Annotated in this window: 24 protein-coding genes; 12 read left to right on the forward strand and 12 right to left on the reverse strand. The window is 67.4% G+C overall.

Annotated elements, in window-relative coordinates; genetic code table 11:
- Positions 1 to 27 precede the first annotated feature (27 nt).
- Complete coding sequence (locus ASD34_RS24195; RefSeq protein ID WP_056583213.1) at positions 28 to 945, reverse strand: AEC family transporter; 918 nt, start codon at positions 943 to 945, stop codon at positions 28 to 30.
- Positions 946 to 1,058: 113 nt separating this feature from the next.
- Between ASD34_RS24195 and ASD34_RS24200 the strand changes: the two genes are divergently transcribed.
- The 7 genes from ASD34_RS24200 to ASD34_RS24230 all read left to right on the forward strand — a co-directional run bounded on the left by ASD34_RS24200 (position 1,059) and on the right by ASD34_RS24230 (position 7,413).
- Positions 1,059 to 2,033: a tripartite tricarboxylate transporter substrate binding protein BugE gene (locus ASD34_RS24200; RefSeq protein ID WP_056583215.1), complete on the forward strand. Its 975-nt coding sequence runs from the start codon at positions 1,059 to 1,061 to the stop codon at positions 2,031 to 2,033.
- A gap of 68 nt (positions 2,034 to 2,101) precedes the next feature.
- Positions 2,102 to 3,016, forward strand: a complete 915-nt coding sequence (gene xerD, locus ASD34_RS24205) for a site-specific tyrosine recombinase XerD (protein WP_056583217.1) — start codon at positions 2,102 to 2,104, stop codon at positions 3,014 to 3,016.
- 39 nt (positions 3,017 to 3,055) lie between these two features.
- Positions 3,056 to 4,030 carry a Bug family tripartite tricarboxylate transporter substrate binding protein gene (locus tag ASD34_RS24210; protein WP_056583219.1) on the forward strand — a complete coding sequence of 325 codons (975 nt, stop codon included), beginning with the start codon at positions 3,056 to 3,058 and terminating at the stop codon, positions 4,028 to 4,030.
- 41 nt (positions 4,031 to 4,071) lie between these two features.
- Positions 4,072 to 5,064: a Bug family tripartite tricarboxylate transporter substrate binding protein gene (locus tag ASD34_RS24215; RefSeq protein WP_056583489.1), complete on the forward strand. Its 993-nt coding sequence runs from the start codon at positions 4,072 to 4,074 to the stop codon at positions 5,062 to 5,064.
- A gap of 45 nt (positions 5,065 to 5,109) precedes the next feature.
- Complete coding sequence (locus ASD34_RS24220) at positions 5,110 to 5,691, forward strand: TetR/AcrR family transcriptional regulator (protein WP_056583221.1); 582 nt, start codon at positions 5,110 to 5,112, stop codon at positions 5,689 to 5,691.
- 93 nt (positions 5,692 to 5,784) lie between these two features.
- Positions 5,785 to 6,918: a thiolase family protein gene (locus tag ASD34_RS24225; RefSeq protein ID WP_056583222.1), complete on the forward strand. Its 1,134-nt coding sequence runs from the start codon at positions 5,785 to 5,787 to the stop codon at positions 6,916 to 6,918.
- Between the two features lie 39 nt (positions 6,919 to 6,957).
- Positions 6,958 to 7,413, forward strand: a complete 456-nt coding sequence (locus tag ASD34_RS24230) for a MaoC family dehydratase (RefSeq protein ID WP_056583224.1) — start codon at positions 6,958 to 6,960, stop codon at positions 7,411 to 7,413.
- A gap of 12 nt (positions 7,414 to 7,425) precedes the next feature.
- Here ASD34_RS24230 and ASD34_RS24235 read toward each other — a convergent pair whose 3' ends face one another.
- Together ASD34_RS24235 and ASD34_RS24240 are read right to left on the reverse strand one after the other, a co-directional pair.
- Positions 7,426 to 8,106: a pentapeptide repeat-containing protein gene (locus ASD34_RS24235; RefSeq protein WP_056583492.1), complete on the reverse strand. Its 681-nt coding sequence runs from the start codon at positions 8,104 to 8,106 to the stop codon at positions 7,426 to 7,428.
- Between the two features lie 8 nt (positions 8,107 to 8,114).
- On the reverse strand, positions 8,115 to 8,927 hold the full coding sequence (locus ASD34_RS24240) for a ferritin-like domain-containing protein (protein ID WP_056583226.1): 813 nt from the start codon (positions 8,925 to 8,927) through the stop codon (positions 8,115 to 8,117).
- A 39-nt stretch (positions 8,928 to 8,966) separates the two neighbouring features.
- On the opposite strand from ASD34_RS24240, the gene ASD34_RS24245 reads away from it, so the two are divergent.
- Together ASD34_RS24245 and ASD34_RS24250 are read left to right on the forward strand one after the other, a co-directional pair.
- On the forward strand, positions 8,967 to 9,491 hold the full coding sequence (locus ASD34_RS24245) for a gamma carbonic anhydrase family protein (RefSeq protein WP_056583228.1): 525 nt from the start codon (positions 8,967 to 8,969) through the stop codon (positions 9,489 to 9,491).
- 31 nt (positions 9,492 to 9,522) lie between these two features.
- Positions 9,523 to 10,521 carry an Hsp33 family molecular chaperone HslO gene (locus ASD34_RS24250; protein WP_056583230.1) on the forward strand — a complete coding sequence of 333 codons (999 nt, stop codon included), beginning with the start codon at positions 9,523 to 9,525 and terminating at the stop codon, positions 10,519 to 10,521.
- Between the two features lie 12 nt (positions 10,522 to 10,533).
- Here ASD34_RS24250 and ASD34_RS24255 read toward each other — a convergent pair whose 3' ends face one another.
- The 9 genes from ASD34_RS24255 to ASD34_RS24295 form a co-directional block, all read right to left on the reverse strand.
- Positions 10,534 to 10,716, reverse strand: a complete 183-nt coding sequence (locus ASD34_RS24255) for a hypothetical protein (RefSeq protein ID WP_056583232.1) — start codon at positions 10,714 to 10,716, stop codon at positions 10,534 to 10,536.
- Between the two features lie 83 nt (positions 10,717 to 10,799).
- Complete coding sequence (locus tag ASD34_RS24260) at positions 10,800 to 11,783, reverse strand: hypothetical protein (RefSeq protein ID WP_056583235.1); 984 nt, start codon at positions 11,781 to 11,783, stop codon at positions 10,800 to 10,802.
- A gap of 52 nt (positions 11,784 to 11,835) precedes the next feature.
- Positions 11,836 to 12,513 (reverse strand): AAA family ATPase, encoded by a 678-nt coding sequence (locus tag ASD34_RS24265; RefSeq protein ID WP_056583237.1) that lies wholly within the window; start codon positions 12,511 to 12,513, stop codon positions 11,836 to 11,838.
- Positions 12,510 to 13,142, reverse strand: coding sequence for a nicotinamide riboside transporter PnuC (pnuC, locus tag ASD34_RS24270; RefSeq protein ID WP_056583239.1), 633 nt, complete (start codon positions 13,140 to 13,142; stop codon positions 12,510 to 12,512). The genes ASD34_RS24265 and pnuC overlap by 4 nt, the downstream gene beginning before the upstream one ends.
- Positions 13,143 to 13,164: 22 nt before the next feature.
- Positions 13,165 to 13,443, reverse strand: coding sequence for a cell division protein FtsB (gene ftsB / locus ASD34_RS24275; protein WP_056583242.1), 279 nt, complete (start codon positions 13,441 to 13,443; stop codon positions 13,165 to 13,167).
- 15 nt (positions 13,444 to 13,458) lie between these two features.
- The gene (eno, locus tag ASD34_RS24280) at positions 13,459 to 14,742 is read right to left on the reverse strand and encodes a phosphopyruvate hydratase (protein WP_056583244.1); all 1,284 of its coding nucleotides are present in this window, start codon (positions 14,740 to 14,742) and stop codon (positions 13,459 to 13,461) included.
- 52 nt (positions 14,743 to 14,794) lie between these two features.
- Positions 14,795 to 15,085, reverse strand: a complete 291-nt coding sequence (locus tag ASD34_RS24285; protein ID WP_056583246.1) for a DUF1330 domain-containing protein — start codon at positions 15,083 to 15,085, stop codon at positions 14,795 to 14,797.
- The gene (gene kdsA / locus ASD34_RS24290) at positions 15,082 to 15,939 is read right to left on the reverse strand and encodes a 3-deoxy-8-phosphooctulonate synthase (RefSeq protein ID WP_056583248.1); all 858 of its coding nucleotides are present in this window, start codon (positions 15,937 to 15,939) and stop codon (positions 15,082 to 15,084) included. Before kdsA ends, ASD34_RS24285 begins: the two co-directional genes overlap by 4 nt.
- Positions 15,936 to 17,618: a CTP synthase gene (locus ASD34_RS24295; protein WP_056583250.1), complete on the reverse strand. Its 1,683-nt coding sequence runs from the start codon at positions 17,616 to 17,618 to the stop codon at positions 15,936 to 15,938. Before ASD34_RS24295 ends, kdsA begins: the two co-directional genes overlap by 4 nt.
- A 124-nt stretch (positions 17,619 to 17,742) precedes the next feature.
- Between ASD34_RS24295 and coaBC the strand changes: the two genes are divergently transcribed.
- The 3 genes from coaBC to dut are packed head-to-tail and all read left to right on the forward strand — an operon-like array spanning position 17,743 to position 19,868.
- On the forward strand, positions 17,743 to 18,966 hold the full coding sequence (coaBC, locus tag ASD34_RS24300) for a bifunctional phosphopantothenoylcysteine decarboxylase/phosphopantothenate--cysteine ligase CoaBC (RefSeq protein WP_056583252.1): 1,224 nt from the start codon (positions 17,743 to 17,745) through the stop codon (positions 18,964 to 18,966).
- Complete coding sequence (locus ASD34_RS24305) at positions 18,966 to 19,406, forward strand: hypothetical protein (protein WP_056583254.1); 441 nt, start codon at positions 18,966 to 18,968, stop codon at positions 19,404 to 19,406. Before coaBC ends, ASD34_RS24305 begins: the two co-directional genes overlap by 1 nt.
- Before the next feature lie 15 nt (positions 19,407 to 19,421).
- Positions 19,422 to 19,868 carry a dUTP diphosphatase gene (gene dut, locus ASD34_RS24310; RefSeq protein WP_056583255.1) on the forward strand — a complete coding sequence of 149 codons (447 nt, stop codon included), beginning with the start codon at positions 19,422 to 19,424 and terminating at the stop codon, positions 19,866 to 19,868.
- Positions 19,869 to 19,916: the final 48 nt, after the last annotated feature.

A 19,916-nucleotide genomic window follows, 5' to 3' on the forward strand; every position in this document is an offset into this window, starting at 1 on the left:
TCGGAACGTCCTACGACCACGCGGCAACTACCGAGGCAGAGCCAACGCAAACGGCAAGCTAATCACCCCCAAGATCGTAGACAGCGTGACCAGCCCCGCCACATACGGCCCGTTGTATCCCATCCGCGCCGCCAGCACATAAGCACTGGAAGCCGTAGGCACAGCAGAAAAAGCCATCAACACCGAAGCCTGCGTAGCGTCCAGCTTCAGTGCAAGCGACAACCCCCAAGCCACGAGCGGCAAGAAGAAATGCCGTATCGCCAGCACCGACACCGCCAACACCTTCCCCCTCCCCAACGTCGCGAACTGCATCCCCGCCCCCGCCGCCAGCAGCCCCAACGCCAGCGACGCAGCCCCGATCCGCGTGAGCGTCGGCGTCAACCAGCCAGGCACCGTGAGCCCCAGCACATTGGCCAGCAGCCCCGCCAGCGTCGCCACGATCAGCGGATTGCGCACCAGCTGCCGCACGAAGCCGGTCTGCGCGTGCCGCGTCATCGGCCACACGGCGGCGATGTTGAACATCGGCACGCACACGCCGATCAGCACCGCAATCAGCAGCAGGCCCTCGGGCCCGGCCAGCCGCTCGGCCAGCGCCAGGCAGATGAAGGAGTTGAAGCGGAACGCGATCTGCGCGCTGGCGGCGTGGTCGTGGCGGTCGATGTGCGAGCGCAGGCCCGGCACGAAGGGCAGGGCATAGGCCATCGCGATGCCGGCCAGCCCGACGCCCACGCCCGCGGTCAGCAGGCTCGAGGTCGCACCGAAGTCGAGCGGGCTGCGCACGATCGAATGGAACAGCAGGACGGGAAATAGAAAGTAATACACCAGGCTCTCGACCTGGTCCCATACGCGGCGGTCGAGCGCGGTGTAGCGGCACAAGAGCCAGCCGATGGCGATGAGGGAGAAGTCGGGGAAGAGCAGCTGCGCGTAGTTCACCGCTTCGAGCATAAACCGGCACAACCGTGGGTATTCCACAGCATGACGGAACGCCCCGACCCGCTAGCATCCGGGCTTCGCTTTTTTCCGGCCCCGGCCGGTCCCGTCTAGTCAAGGAGTTATCGATGCAACGTCGTCAATGGAGCGCGCTTGCGGGCGCCGCCGCGCTGGTCGCAGTGGCAGGTCAGAGTTTTGCGCAGGGCTATCCCACCAAGCCGGTCGAACTGAGCGTGCCGTTCGCACCCGGCGGCACGACGGACATCGTGGCGCGCGTGATCGCCGATCCGCTGGGCAAGGTGCTGGGCCAGCCCGTGGTGGTGATCAACCGCGCCGGTGGCGGCGGCATCGTGGGCGCAGCCGAAACCGCGCGCGCGCCGGCCGACGGCTACAAGCTGGGCGTGGCGACGGTGTCGAGCACGGCGGCCAACCCGGCCATCAACCCGAAGACGCCGTACGACCCGATCACCGACTTCACGCCGATCATCAACATCGCGGCCACGCCGAACGTGATCGCCGTGAACCCGAGCTTCCCCGCCAAGAACTACGCCGAGTTCGTGGCCGAGCTGAAGAAGAACCCGGGCAAGTATTCGTACGCCTCGTCGGGAACGGGCGGCATTGGCCACCTGCTGATGGAGCTGTACAAGAGCCTGACCACGACCTTCGTCACGCACATCCCGTACCGCGGCGCGGGCCCGGCGCTGAACGACGTGGTGGCCGGTCAGGTGCCGATCATCTTCGACAACCTGCCCTCGGCCATGCCCTTCATCCAGAGCGGCCGCCTGGTGCCGATCGTGGTGTCGGCCCCGACGCGCGTGGCCGGCCTGCCGAACGTGCCGACCTTCAAGGAAGTCGGCCTGGAGCCGGTCAACCGCATGGCCTACTACGGCATCCTTGGCCCGAAGGGCCTGCCGAAGGAAGTGGTCGACAAGATCAACGCCGGCGTGAAGAAGGCGGTGGAAGATCCGGCCGTGAAGAAGCGCATCGAAGACACCGGCTCGCTGATCGTGGCCAACACGCCCGACCAGTTCTCGGCGCAGATCAAGGCCGAGTTCGACGTCTACAAGCAGGTCGTGAAGAAGCAGAACCTCAAGCTCGACTGACCGGCTTCGCTCCCCCACAAAAGCCGCCCGCGTTCCGGGCGGCTTTTTCTTTTGTTATCTTGCACCGCATGACCGAGGCCGCCGCCGCTCCCCCCACCGCCGACATCGACACCTTCATCGACGCCCTCTGGCTCGAGGACGGGCTGTCGAAGAACACGCTGGCCGCCTACCGCCGCGACCTCGCGCTGTTCGCGCAGTGGCTGCGCGAACAGCGGGGCGGCATGGGGCTCGATGCCGCGCGCGAGACCGACCTGCAGGCCTACATGGGCGTGCGCCTGTCCACCAAGGGCAAGGCGACCTCGGCGAACCGGCGGCTCACGGTGTTCAAGCGCTACTACCGCTGGGCGCTGCGCGAGCGCCGCATCACGGCCGATCCGAGCATCCGCCTCATGCCCGCACGCCAGATGCCGCGCGCCATCAAGACGCTGTCCGAGAAGCAGGTCGACGACCTGCTGGCCGCGCCCGATGTCCAGAGCCCGCTCGGCCTGCGCGACCGCGCGATGCTCGAGCTGATGTACGCCAGCGGCCTGCGCGTGAGCGAACTGGTCGCGTTGAAAGTGATCGACATGAGCCTCAACGACGGCGTGCTGCGCGTGCTCGGCAAGGGCAACAAGGAACGCCTCGTGCCCTTCGGCGGCGAGGCGCGGCGCTGGATCGAGCGCTACCTGGAGGAGTCGCGCCCCGTGATCCTCGACGGCCAGCAGACGCCCGACCTGTTCGTGACCGCGCGCGGCGCGGGCATGACGCGCGTGATGTTCTGGGTCATCGTGAAGAAGCAGGCCGCGGCTGCAGGCATCCATGTGCCGCTGTCGCCGCACACGCTGCGCCACGCCTTCGCCACGCACCTGCTGAACCACGGGGTCGACCTGCGCGCGGTGCAGCTGCTGCTGGGCCATGCCGACATCTCGACCACCACCATCTACACGCATGTGGCGCGCGAGCGCCTGAAGCAGCTGCACGCGCAGCACCATCCGCGCGGCTGAGGACGCGCGGTTTTCCACAAAAAGCAGGAGACACCCTTCATGAACAAGAAGACAGCAACCACCCTGTTCGCGGCCGCACTGCTGGCCGTGGGCGGCGCCGCATTCGCGCAGGGCTTTCCGACCGCCAAGCCCATCCGCCTGATCGTCGGCTACCCGCCCGGTGGCGGCATCGACTTCGCGGCACGCACGGTGCAGGTGCCGCTGCAGGAAGCGCTCAAGCAGCAGCTGGTGGTCGATTACAAGCCGGGCGCCAGCGGCATGATCGCGGCCACCGAGCTCACGCGCCAGCCGGCCGACGGCTACACGCTGCTGCTGGCCAACACCGGCCCCTTCGCCATCGCGCCGTACCTGCAGAGCAAGCCACCGTACGACCCGATCAAGCAGTTCACCTACATCGGCCAGATCAGCCAGGGCAGCTACATCGCGGTGACGCGGCCCGACCATCCGGCGAAGAACCTCAAGGAGTTCGTGGCATGGGCCAAAGGCCAGCCCGGCAAGGTCAACTTCGCCTCGGGCGGCAACGGCACCTCGACGCACCTCAACGGCGAGCTCATGAACCAGGTGACGGGCCTGGACATGACGCACGTGCCGTACAAGGGCAGCGCGCCCGCGGTGCAGGACCTGCTCGGCGGGCAGACGCAGATCCTCATCGACGCAGGCAGCGTGCTGCTGCCGCAAGTGAAGGGCGGCAAGCTCAAGGCGCTGGCGGTGACCGGTCCGGTGCGCGACCCGCAGCTGCCCGATGTGCCGACGGTGAAAGAACTGGGCCTCGCGGGCATGGAGTCGGTCGGCTTCCAGGGACTGGTCGGCCCGGCCAACATGCCGAAGGACGTGGTTGATCGCCTGTCGGCTGAACTCGCCAAGGCCCTGGCGACGCCCGAGATCAAGGCCAAGTTCGCAACGGCCGGTGCCGAGGTGCATCCGCTCGGCCCGGCGGCGTTTGCGGCTTTCGTCAAGGCGGACAATGAGAAATGGTCCAGGCTGATCCGCGAGCGCAAGCTGCAGCTGGACTGACCGATCTTCTTTTCCTTCGACGCATGTTTCTCATTGACACCATGAACTTCCTCGCCGCCTCCAAGCACTCGCGCCGCACCACGACCCGGCTGCTCGCCGCCGCAGCATTGTGCGCGGCCAGCGGCGCGCACGCGCAGACCGTGCCGCGCACCGTGCGGCTCATCGTGGCCTACCCGGCGGGCGGCGTGAGCGACGTGGTCGCCCGCGCGCTCGGCGACCGGCTCGCCACGCAACTGGGCGCCACGGTGATCGTCGACAACCGCGCGGGCGCGAGCGGCGCCATCGGCATGGACGCCGTGGCCAAGGCTGCGCCCGATGGCGCGACGCTGGGCTTCTCGGCCATCAGCCCGCTGGTGCTGAGCCCGCACCTGGGCAGGCTGCCGTTCGACCCGCTGAAGGACATCGTGCCGGTGGCCAGCGTGATGTATTCGCCTGTGCTGCTGGTGGCCACGCCCGCCAGCAAGGCGAAGGATTTCCGCGCGCTGATTGCGGAAGCCAAGGCGCAGCCCGGCGCGGTGCGCTGGGCCACGTCGGGGCCGGCCTCGCTCGGCCACATCGTGCTCGAGCAGGTGCGCGCGGCGGCCGGCGTGGACATCACGCACGTGCCCTACAAGGGCGGCGGCCAGCAGCTCAACGATGCGCTGAGCGGGCAGTTCGAAATTTTGTCGACCAACGCCAGCCCGACGCTGTCGGCGCACATCCAGTCGGGCAAGCTGCGCCCGCTGGCGGCGGGCGCGCCCGCGCGCCTGGAGAGCCTGCCGCAGGTGCCCACGCTGGCCGAGCTGGGCTACAGCGCGGCCAACATCCATTCGCTGTTCGGCGTCTTCGCGCCCGCGGGCACGCCCGCGGCGCTGGTGGCCAAGTACAACGCCGAGATCAACAAGGCGCTCGCCAGTCCCGAGCTGCGCGCCAAGCTCACGGCCACCGACAACGTGCCTGCCCCGGGCACGCCGGCCGCCTTCGCCAAGGAAATCGCCAGCGAGTTCGAGAGCAACGGCCGCATCGTGAAGGCCGCGGGCATCAAGGCCGATTGACCCCGGCGCTTGCAGGGACGGGTTTGCCTACCTTATAGTAGGTAGATGCACGACGCTTCCACCCTGGCCCCCGGCGGCACCCGCGATCAGATCCTCGCGGTGGCGCGCGGGCTCATCGAAACCCGTTCGTACCTGGGCTTCAGCTTCCAGGACGTGGCCAACGCGGTGGGCGTGCGCAAGGCAAGCCTGTACCACCACTTTCCCACCAAGGAAGCGCTGGGCATCGCGGTGATCCAGGGCGCCACGCAGGGCTTCAAGGACTGGGTGGCGGCGCGTGCGCGCGAGCCCAAGGACGCGCTCGAATCGTATTTCCGCATGTACCGCAACACGCTGAAGGCCGGCTCGGGCCTGTGCCCGGCGGGCGCGCTGGCGCCGGGCTGGGACTGCATCAACGAAGACCTGCGCCAGGCCGTGCAGGCCCTGCGCCACACGCAGGTGATGTGGCTCACCGGCGTGCTTGGCGCGCTGGTGCCCGCGCAGGCGCAGAAAGACAATCCCGTGGCCTCGCTCGCGGCCTTCGTGTTCTCGTCGTGCCAGGGCGCGCTGCTCGCGTCGCGCATGACGGGCCGCGTCGAAGACTTCGACGACGCCATCGCGCAATTGAGGCGCGCACTGCCGCTCGACTGACCGATCCGTTTCACCACGGCACGCGAGGCGTGCCTTTTTTTGACCCCTGAAGCCTACCGATTGGAAGGTAGTTTTTCTCCAAGGAGTGTTCTCATGAAAGCCGTGATTTCCGCCTACGCCCGTTCCCCGTTCCACTTCGCGAAGAAGGGCGCGCTGGCCGAAGTGCGCCCCGACACGCTCGCCGCCGGCGTGGTGCAGGGCCTGCTGCAGCGCACCGACCTCGACCCCGCGCTGCTCGAAGACATCATCCTGGGCTGCGCCTATCCAGAGGCCTCGCAGGGCAACAACCTCGCGCGCATCGTCGGACTGTTGGCCGGGCTGCCGCACGAAGTGGGCGGCATGACGGTGAACCGCTTCTGCGGTTCGTCGATGCAGGCCGTGCACATCGCCGCCGCACAGATCGAGGCGGGCATGGGCGACGCCTTCCTGTGCGTGGGCGTGGAGTCGATGACGATGGTGCCGCAGGGCGGCTTCAACTTCTCGCCCAGCCCCGAGCTGCTGGCGAACACTGACGCCTACATCTCCATGGGCGAGACCGCCGAGAACGTCGCGCAGCGCTGGAACGTGAGCCGCGCCGACCAGGAAGCGCTGGCCGTCGAGTCGCACCGCAAGGCGACCGAAGCGCGCGCGCAGGGCCGGCTGGCCGGCGAAATCGTGCCGGTGCGCCTGGCCTCCGGTGAAGTGATCGATGCCGACGGCTGCATCCGCCCCTCGACCTCGGCCGAGGCGCTGGCCAATCTCAAGCCCGCGTTTCGCGCTGATGGCGTGGTCACGGCCGGCACCTCGTCGCCGCTGACCGACGGCGCGGCCGTGGTGCTGGTCACCAGCGACGCCTTCGCCGCGAAGCACGGCCTGAAGCCGCTGGCGCGCATCCGCTCGTTCGCGACCGTGGGCGTCGACCCGGCCGTCATGGGCATCGGTCCGATTCCCGCTACGCGCAAGGCGCTCGCACGCGCGGGCCTGAGCGTGGCCGACCTCGACGTGGTCGAGATCAACGAAGCTTTTTCGTCGCAGGCGCTGGCCTGCATCCGCGACCTCGGGCTCGACCCGGCCACCGTGAACCTCGACGGCGGCGGCCTGGCCATCGGCCATCCGCTGGGCGCCACCGGCGCGCGCATCACGGGCAAGGCGGCTTCGTTGCTGGCGCGCGAAAACGGCCGTTATGCGCTCGCGACCCAATGCATCGGCGGCGGGCAGGGCATTGCGACCATCCTCGAGCGCGTCTGATCGCCCGAGAATGACGGGCAACGTAACAAGGAGACTCCCATGGCCACGCTGTTGTATCTCGAAGACCTGAAGGTCGGCGACCGTTTCCAGAGCGGCGAACACCTGCTCGACGCGGCACAGATCAAGGCCTTCGCGCAGCAGTTCGACCCGCAGCCTTTTCACCTCGACGACGAGGCCGCGAAGCGCACCTTCTTCGGCGGGCTGGCCGCAAGTGGCTGGCACACGGCGGCGCTCACGATGAAGTTGCTGGTCGACAGCGGCATCCCGCTGGCGGACGGCATCATCGGCTCGGGCGGCGAGCTGCAGTGGCCCAAGCCCACGCGCCCTGGCGACGTGCTGCATGTGCTGAGCGAGGTGGTCGACATCACGCCCTCGCGCTCCAAGCCCGGCCGCGCGATGGTCACGATGCGCTGCCAGACGCGCAACCAGCGCGGCGAGGTGCTGCAGTACTTCACGCCGAAGCTGGTGGTGCACAGCCGCACCGCGACGTCCTGACCCTCCCGCGACTTAGACGACGCGCAGGCCCAGTTCCTCGACCAGCGCGGCGGCCTGCCGGTGGGAGATGGTCGCGCCCTTGAACGGCGCGGCGTTGGCCAGCCGCAGGCCGCCCAGGTCCACGTCGCGCAGGTCGGCGCCTTCGAAGCGCGCGAGCGTCAGGTGCGCGTTGCGCAGGCTGCCGCCTTCGAAGATGGTCTCGCGGAAGTCGCAGCCCGACAGGTCGGCCTCCGAGAGGTCGAGCTGCGCGAGCGTCTGCTTGCGGAACGACAGGCCGCGCAGGTGCGCGTCGACCAGCAGCGAATCCTTGAACACGACGCCCAGCGCCGACACCTCGCCGAGGTGCGCGCCCGTGAGCTTCACGCCCGTGAAGAGCGCCGAGGCCAGCTTGGCGCGCGCCCACTGCGTGTTGTTCAGGTCGCAATCCTGGAAGCGCGCGTTCGTGAGGTCGGCCAGGCCGAAGTCGGCCTGGCGCGCGCGGCAGCCGACCCAGCGCGTGTCGGCCAGCTGCGCGCGGTCGAAGGAGGTTTCGGCGAAGCTGCACAGCGTGAACTGAGCGCCGCGCAGGTCCAGGCGCGACAGGTCGGCCTCGTCGAAGTGGCAGCGTTCGAAGTGCGGCGGCGTGTCGCGGCCCTGCAGGCCAGCCTGCAGTTCGGCGCGTGACCAGGTCTGGTCGGAAATCACATCGGTCATCACGAGAATCATTCGGGGCGGGAATCGGTCAGCGCCTGCAGCTCTGCGGGGCTGAAGCCCGCCCGGCTGCGGGCTTCGAGGTTGAAGGGCGGCTTGTGGCGCGGCGCGTCGTAGCGCGCCACCAGGGCCGGGTAGTTGGCTTCGGCGTCGATTCCGGCGCGCTCGCACAGCCAGCGATACCAGTGGTTGCCGATGGCGACGTGGCCCACTTCGTCGCGCAGGATGACGTCGAGGATTTCCACCGCACGCAGCGCGTCGGGCGTGTTCACGCGCTTGAGCTTGGACTGGATCAGCGGCGTGGCGTCGAGCCCGCGCGCCTCCAGAGTGCGCGGCACCAGGGCCATGCGCGCCAGCACGTCGTCCTTCGTCTTCTCGCACATGTTCCACAGGCCGTCGTGGCCCGGAAAGTCGCCGTAGCGCCAGCCCATGGCCTGCAGGTGCGTGTGCAGCATCGTGAAGTGCTGCGCCTCCTCGTCGGCCACGCGCAGCCAGTCGCGGTAGTAGGCCTCGGGCATGCCGTCGTAGCGCCACACGGCATCGAGCGCCAGGTTGATTGCGTTGAACTCGATGTGGCAGATCGAATGGATCAGCGCGGCGCGGCCTTCGGGCGTGAAGGGCGAGCGCTTCTGCACGGCGGTGGCGGCCACGCGCAGCGGGCGCTCGGGACGCCCCGGCACGTCCACATCGTCGCCGGGCGTGCGCAGGGGCTCGAGTGCTATGGAAACGGTAGCTGCCTGTGCAGCTGTGGCGCGTGTTGCCGCTACCTTGGCGTCGGGGTCTGTCAGGCGCAGCGCGGCCAGCGCGCTCAATCGGGGGTGCATCCCTACAATTCTAGTTTTGCCCCTCCGGAGACAACCACGATGGCGATTTATGAATTGGATGGTGTGGCCCCGCGCCTTGGCGAAGGTGCATGGGTCGCGGACAGCGCCCAGGTCATGGGCAACGTCGAACTGGCGCAGAACGCGAGCGTCTGGTTCGGCGCCGTGCTGCGCGGCGACACCGAGGTGCTGACCATCGGCCGCAACAGCAACATCCAGGACCTGTCGGTGCTGCACGCCGACATCGGCTGCCCGCTGACCATCGGCGACAACGTGACGGTGGGGCACCAGGTGATGCTGCACGGCTGCACCATCGGCGACAACTCGCTGATCGGCATCCAGGCCGTGGTCTTGAATAACGCCAGGATCGGCCGCAATTCGATCGTTGGCGCCGGCAGCGTCGTGACCGAGGGCAAGGAGTTTCCCGACAATTCCCTCATCATCGGCTCACCCGCCAAGGTGGTGCGCACGCTCGACGATGCCGCCGCCGCCAAGCTGCGGCAAAGCGCCGAGCACTACGTCGAAAACGCCCATCGCTTCGCGAAGGGCCTCAAGAAAATCGCCTGACCCGCGCAGGCACTGAGAGAAAGATTCCGTTTTGAGCGAGCTGCACAAATTCCTGTTCGATGGCCTGCCGGTGCGCGGCATGATCGTGCGCCTGACGGATGCGTGGCAGGAGATCCTTGCGCGGCGCGCCTCCAACACCGCCACCGGCCCGTACCCGCCGCCGGTGGCCGAACTGCTCGGCGAGATGACGGCTGCGGCCACGCTGATGCAGTCCAACATCAAGTTCAACGGCGCGCTGATCCTGCAGATCTTCGGCGACGGCCCCGTGAAGGTGGCCGTGGCCGAGGCCAAGCCCGACCTGAGCCTGCGCGCCACCGCCAAGGTGATCGGCGACCTGCCGGCCGACGCGCGCCTGCCCGACATGGTCAACGTCAACAACAAGGGCCGCTGCGCGATCACGCTCGACCCGAAGGACAAGCTTCCGGGCGCCACGCCGTACCAGGGCGTCGTGCCGCTGTTCGGCGACGACGGCCAGAAGCTGGGCAAGCTCAGCGACGTGCTGCAGCACTACATGCTGCAAAGCGAGCAGCTCGACACCACGCTGGTGCTCGCGGCCGACGACAAGGTGGCGGCCGGCCTGCTGATCCAGCGCCTGCCGGTGAAGGGCGAGGGCAACCTCGAAGGCACTTCCGACAAGGACCGCGACCAGGCCAGCGAAGACCGCATCGGCCGCAACGAGGAATACAACCGCATCTCGATCCTTGCGTCGAGCCTCACGCGCGACGAGCTGCTCACGCTCGACATCGAGACCATCCTGCGCCGCCTGTTCTGGGAGGAGAAGCTGCTGCGCTTCGAACCGCAGGCCGGCCTGCTCGGCCCGCACTTCGCCTGCACCTGCGGCCGCGAGCGCGTGGCGCAGATGATCCGCGGGCTCGGCGTGAAAGAGGCCGAGGAAATCCTCGCCGAGCGCGGCGACATCGAGGTCGGCTGCGACTTCTGCGGCAAGCAGTACCGCTTCGACGCGATCGACACCGCGCAGCTGTTCAAGCCGCCGAGCGACCAGCTGCCGGGCAGCCCGGTCGTCCAGTAAGCGCGACGCGGTTCAAGCGGGCTGCGGCTGCGGCTGCCGCAGCACCTTGACCATCGCGGCCAGGCGCTCGTTGCCCAGGCCCGCGCGCAGTGCGCGATCGAACATCCCCATCAGGAAATCCGGAAAGGCCGCGTCGAGTTGCGCCTCGCGCGCCTGCTTCACGAACAGCCGTCCCGAGCCCGCGCAAGTGGCCATCGAACTCTCGGGCTCGCCGTCCGGGTCCCAGGCAGCCTGGGCGTCACGCCCGGCGAGGTGCGGCGCGCGGGCTAGGGCTGCGATCAGCGTGCTTCGCTGTCGAAGCCGCTGAACGCCATGTCGGGCGCGCTCGTGTTGTGCTTCGAAGGCAGGCTGCGGCCGAAGCGCACCTGCGTGGCGTTCAGCGTCTTCACCTCGGGCAGCGGCAGCACCTGTTCGACGGCCTGCGGCGAGGCTTGCCAGCGCACCTCGTTCATGTCGGCGTTGTCGGGCGTGACGTACATCGAACGCAGCACCGCGAAAGGCTGCTTGGCGCTCGCCGTGGGTTGGGAGAGCGTCACGTCGAGCGCAGTGCGGGTGCGGCTGATTTCGGTCACGCGCGCCACGGCCTTGCCGCCGTCGGCGAAGTTCAGATGGATGGCGAGCGGCTGCTGCACGACGCGAATCGACGCGATGTTCACCACCGGCCGCCCGGCCTGCTCGACCGGGCCGAGCAGGAACGACGAGCCGTACACGCCATCGCCGAAGCGGGCCTCGGGCAGCGGCTTGAGGCGCCAGTAGCCGTCGGAGGGGTAGAGCACGATGGCCTCGAGCGCCTTGCCGTTCTCCTTCTTGAACACCTGCAGCAGGTGAAAGCCGCGGTCGTGCCGCGCACCGACCTGTACGGGCACGCGCGCCGGTCGCCAGAAGGTGGGCAGCGTCATGCCGACGATGCGCCACTGCGCGTTGTCGAGCAGCACGACGGTGCGCTTCTTGAACCGGTGCGCCGGGTCGGTGGGGTGCGCGCCGCCGTCGAAATTGCAGTTCGAGAAATCGGGCGCGGTGACGTCGTTGCCGATGCTGCCGAGGTAACTCGGATGCAGCGCTTCGATGCGCATGCGGCGGATGCCATCGCCGCGCAGCACCATCGACACGTTGTCTTCCTCGGCGCAGGCCGTGGGGGTGGTGGCGTTCTCGACCGTGGCGGCAACGGGGGCTGCAGACACGGCGCCGGCAGCAGCCAGCAGCAGAGCGAAGAAGGCGGCGGGAGCGCGCGAGGCAAGGCGTGCAGCAATCGAAACGGGCATCGGGTCTCCGGTGAAGGGGAGAGGGCGCGCGAGCACCTGCGAACCAAAAGTCTCAGGACGGGTCGCGGCGCGCCATCAGGTCGCTGAAAAGCTTATGTTCGCATTCCGGGTCGGAACACTTCTCGCAAGGCCATGTCCACGAGGCGGGCTTCGCATCGCGGCGGGTGCGCGTGTGGGCACGGCCTTCGTTGCCGGCGATGGTGTTGATCGCGTTCCATGCATTCGCCAGCCGCTCACCGCCGTTGCCGTGCACCACCGCATACGAGAGCCCGGCGCGCGTGAGCGCCGCGCGCACCAGCGTGTCGGTCGGCTGGCGTGCATGCGGACCGTCGCGCATGTCGTCGGCCACCCAGGGCAGGTCGAGCGCGGTGAGCAAGGTGATGGCGTAGCGCCGCTGTGCGGCGAGGGCGCTGTCGTAGAGCGAGGTGTCGGCGAACAGCTGCTCGCTGTAGACCGCCGTCATGAGCGCCGTGGTGTCGGCCACGACCACCCCGGTGGCGGCAGCGGCATCGATGCGACGCCTCTGTTCGTCGGCGATGGCCTGTTGCTCGTCGGGGCGCGGCGTGCGGCCTTCGCGCTCGCACCATTCGCGCAGGTACTCGCCCACGAGCGTGACGGGCATGCCGCGGTCTTGCAGGCGCTGCGCGATGGCGCGCGAGAGCTCGGTCTTGCCGGTGCTCTCGGCACCCACGAGCGCGATGACGCAGCCGGTCGGCAGGTTCGGTGTCATGCGGGTATCGCCTTCGTGGCGGCCTTTGGCAGGCGTCGCCGCCATGCCAGGAAGCCGGCCACGCTGAGCACGGCGAACACCGCGTACAGCCCCGTCGTGAGCCACAGGCCCTTGTGAATGAACAGGCCCACGCTGACCATGTTCACCGCCAGCCACACGAGCCAGTTCTCGATGAACTTGCGCCCGAGCAGGAACTGCCCGACCAGGCTCAGGCCGGTGACGAAGCCGTCCCACCAGGGCACGTCGGTGTTGGTGAAGCGACGCAGGAAGAGGGCGACCACGGGCCACGCAATGGCGCAGGCCACGAAGGCGCAGGCGGTGCCACGCGGCGACAGCCGGCTGACGCGCAAGGCGCTGCCGTCGGCGCGAAAACCGCGCAGCCATTGCGCCCAGCCCCACAGGGCGACGAAAGCGAAGAAGACCTGGAGTGCCGCATCGCCGTAGATGCGCGCGTTGGCGAACACCACCACGTAGAGCAACGAGCTGACGATGGCCAGCGGCCAGCCCCAGTGGATCTCGCGCATGTTGCAGCCCACCATCGCGAGCGCGAGCACGGCGGCGACCAGTTCGAGCCACGTGACGGGAGAGCCCCACAGCGCAAAGGCGGAGGCCGAGAGAAGCTCTGGCATCGAGAAGCGGCGAAGGAAAGGATCAGCGCGCTATCTGCACGAAGACTTCGTTCGGTTTGACCATGCCGAGTTCCGCGCGGGCGCGCTCCTCGACCATTTCGAGACCGTCTTTCAGGTCATTGACTTCGGACGCGAGCCGCTCGTTGTTGAGCACGGCCTTGGCGTTGGCATCCTTCTGGTCGCCCAATTGGGTTCTCAGCTGGGCGACCTCGCGCACGCTGCCGCGCCCGTTCCACAGCTGCCACTGCAGGATGACCAGCAGCAGCACCAGGATGAGAGGAGGGACGAAGCGCGCGCGCATGCAGGCTGCGAGGCGCTACTTGAGGTTGTAGAACGCGCCGCGGCCCGGGTAGACAGCGATGTCGCCGAGGTCTTCTTCGATGCGCAGCAGCTGGTTGTACTTGGCGATGCGGTCCGAACGCGACAGCGAGCCGGTCTTGATCTGGCCGGCGTTGGTGCCCACGGCGATGTCGGCGATGGTGCTGTCTTCGGTTTCGCCCGAACGGTGCGAAATGACGGCCGTGTAGCCCGCGCGCTTGGCCATTTCGATGGCGGCGAAGGTCTCGGTCAGCGTGCCGATCTGGTTGATCTTGATCAGGATCGAGTTGGCGATGCCCTTGTCGATGCCTTCCTGCAGGATCTTGGTGTTGGTGACGAACAGGTCGTCGCCCACCAGCTGCACGCGCTTGCCCAGGCGTTCGGTCAGGTGCTTCCAGCCGTCCCAGTCGCCTTCGTGCATGCCGTCTTCGATGCTGATGATCGGGTACTTGTCGACCCAGGTCGCGAGCATGTCGGTCCAGCTCTCGGCCGTGAGCGAGAGGTTCTCGCCCGACAGCACGTACTTGCCGTCCTTGTAGAACTCGCTGGCCGCGCAGTCCAGGCCCAGGGCGATCTGTTCACCGGCGGTGTAGCCGGCCTTGTCGATGGCTTCCAGGATCAGCTGGATGGCTGCTTCGTGGCTCTCGACGCTGGGAGCGAAGCCGCCTTCGTCGCCCACGGCGGTGCTGATGCCGCGGTCGCCCAGGATCTTCTTCAGTGCGTGGAACACTTCGGCGCCGTAGCGTACAGCCTCGCGGAAGCTCTTGGCGCCCACGGGGATGATCATGAACTCTTGCAGGTCCAGGCTGTTGTTGGCGTGCGCACCACCGTTGATGACGTTCATCATCGGCACCGGCAGCTGCATGCCGCCCATGCCGCCGAAGTAGCGGTACAGCGGCAGGCCCGACTCTTCGGCCGCGGCGCGGGCCACGGCCATCGAGACGGCGAGGGTGGCGTTGGCGCCCAGGCGGGCCTTGTTGTCGGTACCGTCCAGATCGATCATCGTGCGATCGAGGAAGGCCTGTTCGCTGGCGTCCAGGCCCAGCACGGCTTCCGAGATCTCGGTGTTGATGTTCTCGACGGCCTTCAGCACGCCCTTGCCGAGGTAGCGGGCCTTGTCGCCGTCGCGCAGCTCGATGGCCTCGCGCGAGCCGGTCGATGCGCCCGAGGGCACGGCCGCACGGCCCATGGTGCCCGATTCGAGCAGCACGTCGCACTCGACGGTGGGGTTGCCTCGGCTGTCGAGAATTTCGCGGCCGACGATGTCAACGATTGCACTCATCTCTATCTCTTTCTCTGGGTCTCTTGGTGGAGTGGGCTGGCAAAAAACGGAATCAAAGGCCTTCGACCGCGATCATGTTCATGATGGCGGCACCGGCACGCGCTTCACGCGCCTTCAGGTATTCGGGTGTTTCGTAGAAGGCCTTGGCCTGCTCGAAGCTGGGGAATTTGAGCACGACGACGCGGGTGGGCTTCCAGTCGCCTTCGAGCGGCTGCACCTGCCCGCCACGCACGCAGACTTCGGCGCCGTGCGCCTGCATCGCGACGCTCGACCACTTCTTGTATTCCTCGTACTGCGTCGGATTCGTGACCTCGACGTGGGCAATGACGTAACCGCTGCTCATGCTTGAAAACTGTCCTCTAGGAATGCGTTCTTCTTGGTGACCCGGTCGAGCGCGACGAGCGTCTCCAGCAGGGCCTTCATGTGCTTGAGCGGCACGGCGTTGGGGCCGTCGCTCAGGGCTTTGTTCGGGTCGGGGTGGGTCTCCATGAAGAGACCGGCCACGCCCACGGCCACGGCCGCGCGCGAGAGCACCGGCACCATCTCGCGCTGGCCGCCGGAGCTGGTGCCCTGGCCGCCAGGCAGCTGCACCGAGTGCGTGGCGTCGAACACCACGGGTGCTTTCGTCTCGCGCATGATCGCGAGCGAGCGCATGTCCGAGACGAGGTTGTTGTAGCCGAAGCTGGCGCCGCGTTCGCAGGCCATGAAGCTGTTTTCGTCCAGGCCGGCTTCTCTTGCGGCAGCGCGCGCCTTGTCGATCACGTTCTTCATGTCGTGTGGCGCGAGGAACTGGCCCTTCTTGATGTTCACCGGCTTGCCCGACTGCGCCGCGGCGTGGATGAAGTCGGTCTGGCGGCACAGGAAGGCGGGCGTCTGCAGCACGTCGACCACCTTGGCGGCCTCGGTGATGTCTTCATGGGTGTGCACGTCGGTCAGCACGGGCAGGCCGAGTTCGCGTTTCACCTTGGCCAGAATTTCGAGGCCCTTGTCGCGGCCCGGGCCGCGAAAGCTGGTGCCCGAGGAGCGGTTGGCCTTGTCGAAGCTGCTCTTGAAGATGAACGGGATGCCCAGCGACGCCGTGATTTCCTTCAACGTGCCGGCCGTGTCCATTTGCAGCTGTTCGGATTCGACCACGCAGGGGCCGGCGATCAGGAAGAAGGGCTGGTCCAGCCCGATGTCGAACCCGCAGAGCTTCATGCCACGGCCTTGAGCGTCTTGCTCGTGCTGCCCGCGCCCTTGTCCTTGTGGTCGAGCGCCGCCTTGATGAAGGCGTTGAAGAGCGGATGGCCGCCCCACGGGGTCGACTTGAACTCGGGGTGGAACTGCACGCCCATGAACCACGGGTGCACGTCCTGCGGCAGCTCGACGATTTCGGTCAGGTGCTCGCGCTGCGTGAGCGCCGAGATCACGAGGCCGGCAGTGCGCAGTTCGTCGAGGTAGTTGACGTTGGCTTCGTAGCGGTGGCGGTGGCGCTCGGTGACCACGTCGCCGTAGATGCTGTGCGCCAGCGTGCCGGGCGAGACGTCGGAGCTCTGCGCGCCAAGGCGCATGGTGCCGCCGAGGTCGGACTTCTCGTCGCGCGTCTTCACGGTGCCGTCGGCATCCTTCCACTCGGTGATCAGCGCGATCACCGGGGTGGGCGTTTCGGGATCGAACTCGGTGCTGTTGGCGTTCTTGAGGCCGGCCACATGGCGGGCGTACTCGATGGTGGCCACCTGCATGCCCAGGCAGATGCCCAGGTAGGGCACCTTCGATTCGCGGGCGAAGCGGGCGGCCGAGATCTTGCCTTCGACGCCGCGCTGGCCGAAGCCGCCGGGCACGAGGATGGCGTCGTATTTCGCCAGGCGCGAGACGTCTTGCGCGGAGATGGTTTCGGAATCGATGTAGTCGATCTTCACGCGCGCATGGTTCTTCATGCCGGCGTGGCGCAACGCCTCGTTGAGCGACTTGTAGCTGTCCGACAGGTCGACGTACTTGCCGACCATGGCAATCGAGACTTCCTGTTGCGGATGCTCGACCTCGTACACCAGGTCGTCCCAGCGCGTGAGCTTGGCCGGCGGGGTGTTGATGCGCAGCTTGTCGCAGATCAGTCCATCGAGGCCCTGTTCGTGCAGCATGCGGGGCACCTTGTAGATGGTGTCGACGTCCCACATCGAGATGACGCCCCATTCGGGCACGTTCGAGAACAGCGAGATCTTGGCGCGCTCGTCGTCGGGAATCGGGCGGTCGGCGCGGCACAGCAGAACGTCGGCCTGGATGCCGATGGCGCGCAGTTCCTTGGCCGTGTGCTGCGTCGGCTTGGTCTTGAGCTCGCCGGCGGCGGCGATCCAGGGCACGTACGACAGGTGTACGAAGGCCGAGTTGTTCGGGCCGTTGCGCAGGCTCATCTGGCGCACGGCTTCGAGGAAGGGCAGCGACTCGATGTCGCCCACGGTGCCGCCGATTTCGACGATGGCCACGTCGACTTCGTGCGGGGTGCCGATGCCGGCGCCGCGCTTGATGTATTCCTGGATCTCGTTCGTGATGTGCGGAATGACCTGCACGGTCTTGCCGAGGTAGTCGCCGCGACGTTCCTTCTCGAGCACGGTCTTGTAGATCTGACCGGTCGTGAAGTTGTTGGCCTTGCGCATCCGCGTATTGATGAAGCGCTCGTAGTGGCCGAGGTCCAGGTCGGTCTCGGCGCCGTCATCGGTGACGAACACCTCGCCATGCTGGAACGGTGACATCGTGCCGGGGTCGACGTTGATGTACGGATCGAGCTTGATGAGGGTGACTTGGAGGCCGCGCGATTCGAGGATCGCGGCGAGCGAGGCGGAGGCGATTCCCTTGCCAAGGGAAGATACGACACCACCGGTGACGAAGACAAATTTGGTCATGCCAGTTCCGGATGCGTGAATCCGGGCAGTGGGAAATTGCGATTATAGGTGTCCCCTTTGTGCCTCTTCGGCCCAAGGCCATCCCATTCCTGATCTTGTCGGTATGTGAGCAACAATATGTCCCATGCAAGATCTCGCCGGCAAACACATCGTCCTCGGACTCACAGGGGGCATCGCCTGCTACAAATCGGCCGAGCTGTGCCGCCTGCTCGTGAAGGCGGGCGCCACGGTGCAGGTCGTCATGACCGAGGCGGCCGAGCAGTTCATGACGCCGGTCACCATGCAGGCGCTCTCGGGGCGCACCGTCTACACCTCGCAGTGGGACGCGCGCGAACCCAACAACATGCCGCACATCAACCTGAGCCGCGAGGCCGACGCGATCGTGCTGGCGCCCTGCAGCGCCGATTTCATCGCGCGGCTGGTGCAAGGGCGTTCGGATGAATTGCTGAGCCTGTTGTGCCTGGCGCGCCCGACCGACCGCGTGCCGCTGCTGATCGCACCGGCCATGAACCGCGAGATGTGGGCCCATCCGGCCACCCAGCGCAACCTGATGCAGGTGGCCGTTGACGGCGCGACCGTGCTGGGCGTGGGCAGCGGCTGGCAGGCCTGCGGTGAAACCGGCGACGGGCGCATGCTCGAACCGGCGCAGTTGCTCGAGGACATCACGGCCTTTTTTCAGCCCAAGCTGCTGGCGGGGCAGAAGGTGCTGGTCACCGCGGGCCCGACCTTCGAGGCGCTGGACCCGATCCGCGGCATCACCAACCACTCGTCCGGCAAGATGGGTTTCGCCATCGCCCGCGCAGCGCGCGAGGCCGGCGCCGACGTCACGCTGGTGGCCGGCCCGGTGCACCTTCCGACGCCCCGTGGCGTGAGCCGCATCGACGTGCTGTCGGCGCAGGAGATGCTCGACGCCACGACCCGTGCGGCGCAGGCTGCTAGCATTTTTGTAGCGACGGCCGCCGTGGCCGACTGGCGCCCTGCCACCCACAGTGACCAGAAGATCAAGAAGGACGGCAGCGGCCAGACGCCGGTGCTGCACTTCGTCGAGAACCCCGACATCCTGCTCACCGTGGCCAAGAGCGACCGCGCCCAGGCCAAAAAGCTGTTCTGCGTGGGCTTCGCCGCCGAGAGCGAAAACCTCGTCGAGCACGCCAAGGCCAAGCGCGAGCGCAAGGGCATTCCGCTGCTCGTGGGCAACATCGGCCCGCTGACTTTCGGGCAGGACGACAACGCGCTGCTGCTGGTGGACGCCAAGGGCGCGCGCGAGCTGCCCCGCGCGCCCAAGCTCCGGCTGGCGCGTGAGCTGATGACCGAAATTGCCGCGCGGCTTCCAGATGGGAGGGCCTGATGAACACCGAATCCAACACACCCCCCAACGGCGATTTCGCCCGTTACGTGGAGCAGCTGTCGGCGCGGGCCAGCCAGTCTGCCCGCATCCCGGGCAAGGAGTCCGAGCACGGGCTGGACGTCGGCATGACGCCTTTGCCCGGCGCGCAGGGCACCGTCGCCACGCGGCGTGAATCGCCGGCTGGCGAGGCCGCGAAGACTGACGGCACCAAGGCCATCCCCCCGGGCACGCTCAAGGTGCTGGCCGGCATGGGGGCGATGGTCTTCCTCGTGCTGTGGGCCATCGGCGTGCCGCTCTCCGTGCTCGTCCTGGGCGCCGCCGCGGCGGCCTGGTTCGGCAAGCGCTTTCTCAAGGGCCTCAACCTGAGACCCGGCGTCGCCAAGTGGCAGCAGGTGCTCGAAGAAGCCGCCCGCAAGCAAAAAGAACAGCAACAGAAGTAAGAAGGCAGCAAGTCAGTGAAAGTCGACGTCCGAATCCTCGATCCACGCATGGTGGATCAATTGCCCGCGTATGCCACGCCCGGAAGCGCCGGCCTCGACCTGCGGGCCTGCCTTGACGCCCCGGTCACGCTCGAACCCAATGCCTGGCAGCTGGTGGGCACCGGCATCGCGATCCATCTGGCCGATCCGGCCTATGCGGCGCTGATCCTTCCGCGCTCGGGCCTGGGCCACAAGCACGGCATCGTCCTGGGCAACCTTGTCGGGCTGATCGACAGCGACTACCAGGGCGAGCTGAAGGTCAGCGCCTGGAACCGCAGCAGCACGCCCTTCGTGCTGCAGCCGATGGAACGGCTCGCGCAGTTGGTCATCGTGCCGGTGGTGCAGGCCCAGTTTCAGGTGGTCACCGAATTTGCAGCTTCGCAACGCGGCGAGGGCGGCTACGGTTCGACCGGCAAGCACTGAGTGCTTGTGGCCCCGCAAAGCTGAAGGGCACCTGAGTATCCAAGGCGT

The organism is Variovorax sp. Root473 (genome assembly GCF_001426505.1).
GTDB lineage: Bacteria > Pseudomonadota > Gammaproteobacteria > Burkholderiales > Burkholderiaceae_C > Variovorax.

Bases quoted from the DNA above. Each gene is read 5' to 3' on its own strand.
- ASD34_RS24195 (WP_056583213.1), bottom strand. From the start codon at position 945: ATGCTCGAAGCGGTGAACTACGCGCAGCTGCTCTTCCCCGACTTCTCC.
- ASD34_RS24200 (WP_056583215.1), top strand. From the start codon at position 1,059: ATGCAACGTCGTCAATGGAGCGCGCTTGCGGGCGCCGCCGCGCTGGTC.
- xerD (WP_056583217.1), top strand. From the start codon at position 2,102: ATGACCGAGGCCGCCGCCGCTCCCCCCACCGCCGACATCGACACCTTC.
- ASD34_RS24210 (WP_056583219.1), top strand. From the start codon at position 3,056: ATGAACAAGAAGACAGCAACCACCCTGTTCGCGGCCGCACTGCTGGCC.
- ASD34_RS24215 (WP_056583489.1), top strand. From the start codon at position 4,072: ATGAACTTCCTCGCCGCCTCCAAGCACTCGCGCCGCACCACGACCCGG.
- ASD34_RS24220 (WP_056583221.1), top strand. From the start codon at position 5,110: ATGCACGACGCTTCCACCCTGGCCCCCGGCGGCACCCGCGATCAGATC.
- ASD34_RS24225 (WP_056583222.1), top strand. From the start codon at position 5,785: ATGAAAGCCGTGATTTCCGCCTACGCCCGTTCCCCGTTCCACTTCGCG.
- ASD34_RS24230 (WP_056583224.1), top strand. From the start codon at position 6,958: ATGGCCACGCTGTTGTATCTCGAAGACCTGAAGGTCGGCGACCGTTTC.
- ASD34_RS24235 (WP_056583492.1), bottom strand. From the start codon at position 8,106: ATGACCGATGTGATTTCCGACCAGACCTGGTCACGCGCCGAACTGCAG.
- ASD34_RS24240 (WP_056583226.1), bottom strand. From the start codon at position 8,927: ATGCACCCCCGATTGAGCGCGCTGGCCGCGCTGCGCCTGACAGACCCC.
- ASD34_RS24245 (WP_056583228.1), top strand. From the start codon at position 8,967: ATGGCGATTTATGAATTGGATGGTGTGGCCCCGCGCCTTGGCGAAGGT.
- ASD34_RS24255 (WP_056583232.1), bottom strand. From the start codon at position 10,716: ATGGCCACTTGCGCGGGCTCGGGACGGCTGTTCGTGAAGCAGGCGCGC.
- ASD34_RS24260 (WP_056583235.1), bottom strand. From the start codon at position 11,783: ATGCCCGTTTCGATTGCTGCACGCCTTGCCTCGCGCGCTCCCGCCGCC.
- ASD34_RS24265 (WP_056583237.1), bottom strand. From the start codon at position 12,513: ATGACACCGAACCTGCCGACCGGCTGCGTCATCGCGCTCGTGGGTGCC.
- pnuC (WP_056583239.1), bottom strand. From the start codon at position 13,142: ATGCCAGAGCTTCTCTCGGCCTCCGCCTTTGCGCTGTGGGGCTCTCCC.
- ftsB (WP_056583242.1), bottom strand. From the start codon at position 13,443: ATGCGCGCGCGCTTCGTCCCTCCTCTCATCCTGGTGCTGCTGCTGGTC.
- eno (WP_056583244.1), bottom strand. From the start codon at position 14,742: ATGAGTGCAATCGTTGACATCGTCGGCCGCGAAATTCTCGACAGCCGA.
- ASD34_RS24285 (WP_056583246.1), bottom strand. From the start codon at position 15,085: ATGAGCAGCGGTTACGTCATTGCCCACGTCGAGGTCACGAATCCGACG.
- kdsA (WP_056583248.1), bottom strand. From the start codon at position 15,939: ATGAAGCTCTGCGGGTTCGACATCGGGCTGGACCAGCCCTTCTTCCTG.
- ASD34_RS24295 (WP_056583250.1), bottom strand. From the start codon at position 17,618: ATGACCAAATTTGTCTTCGTCACCGGTGGTGTCGTATCTTCCCTTGGC.
- coaBC (WP_056583252.1), top strand. From the start codon at position 17,743: ATGCAAGATCTCGCCGGCAAACACATCGTCCTCGGACTCACAGGGGGC.
- ASD34_RS24305 (WP_056583254.1), top strand. From the start codon at position 18,966: ATGAACACCGAATCCAACACACCCCCCAACGGCGATTTCGCCCGTTAC.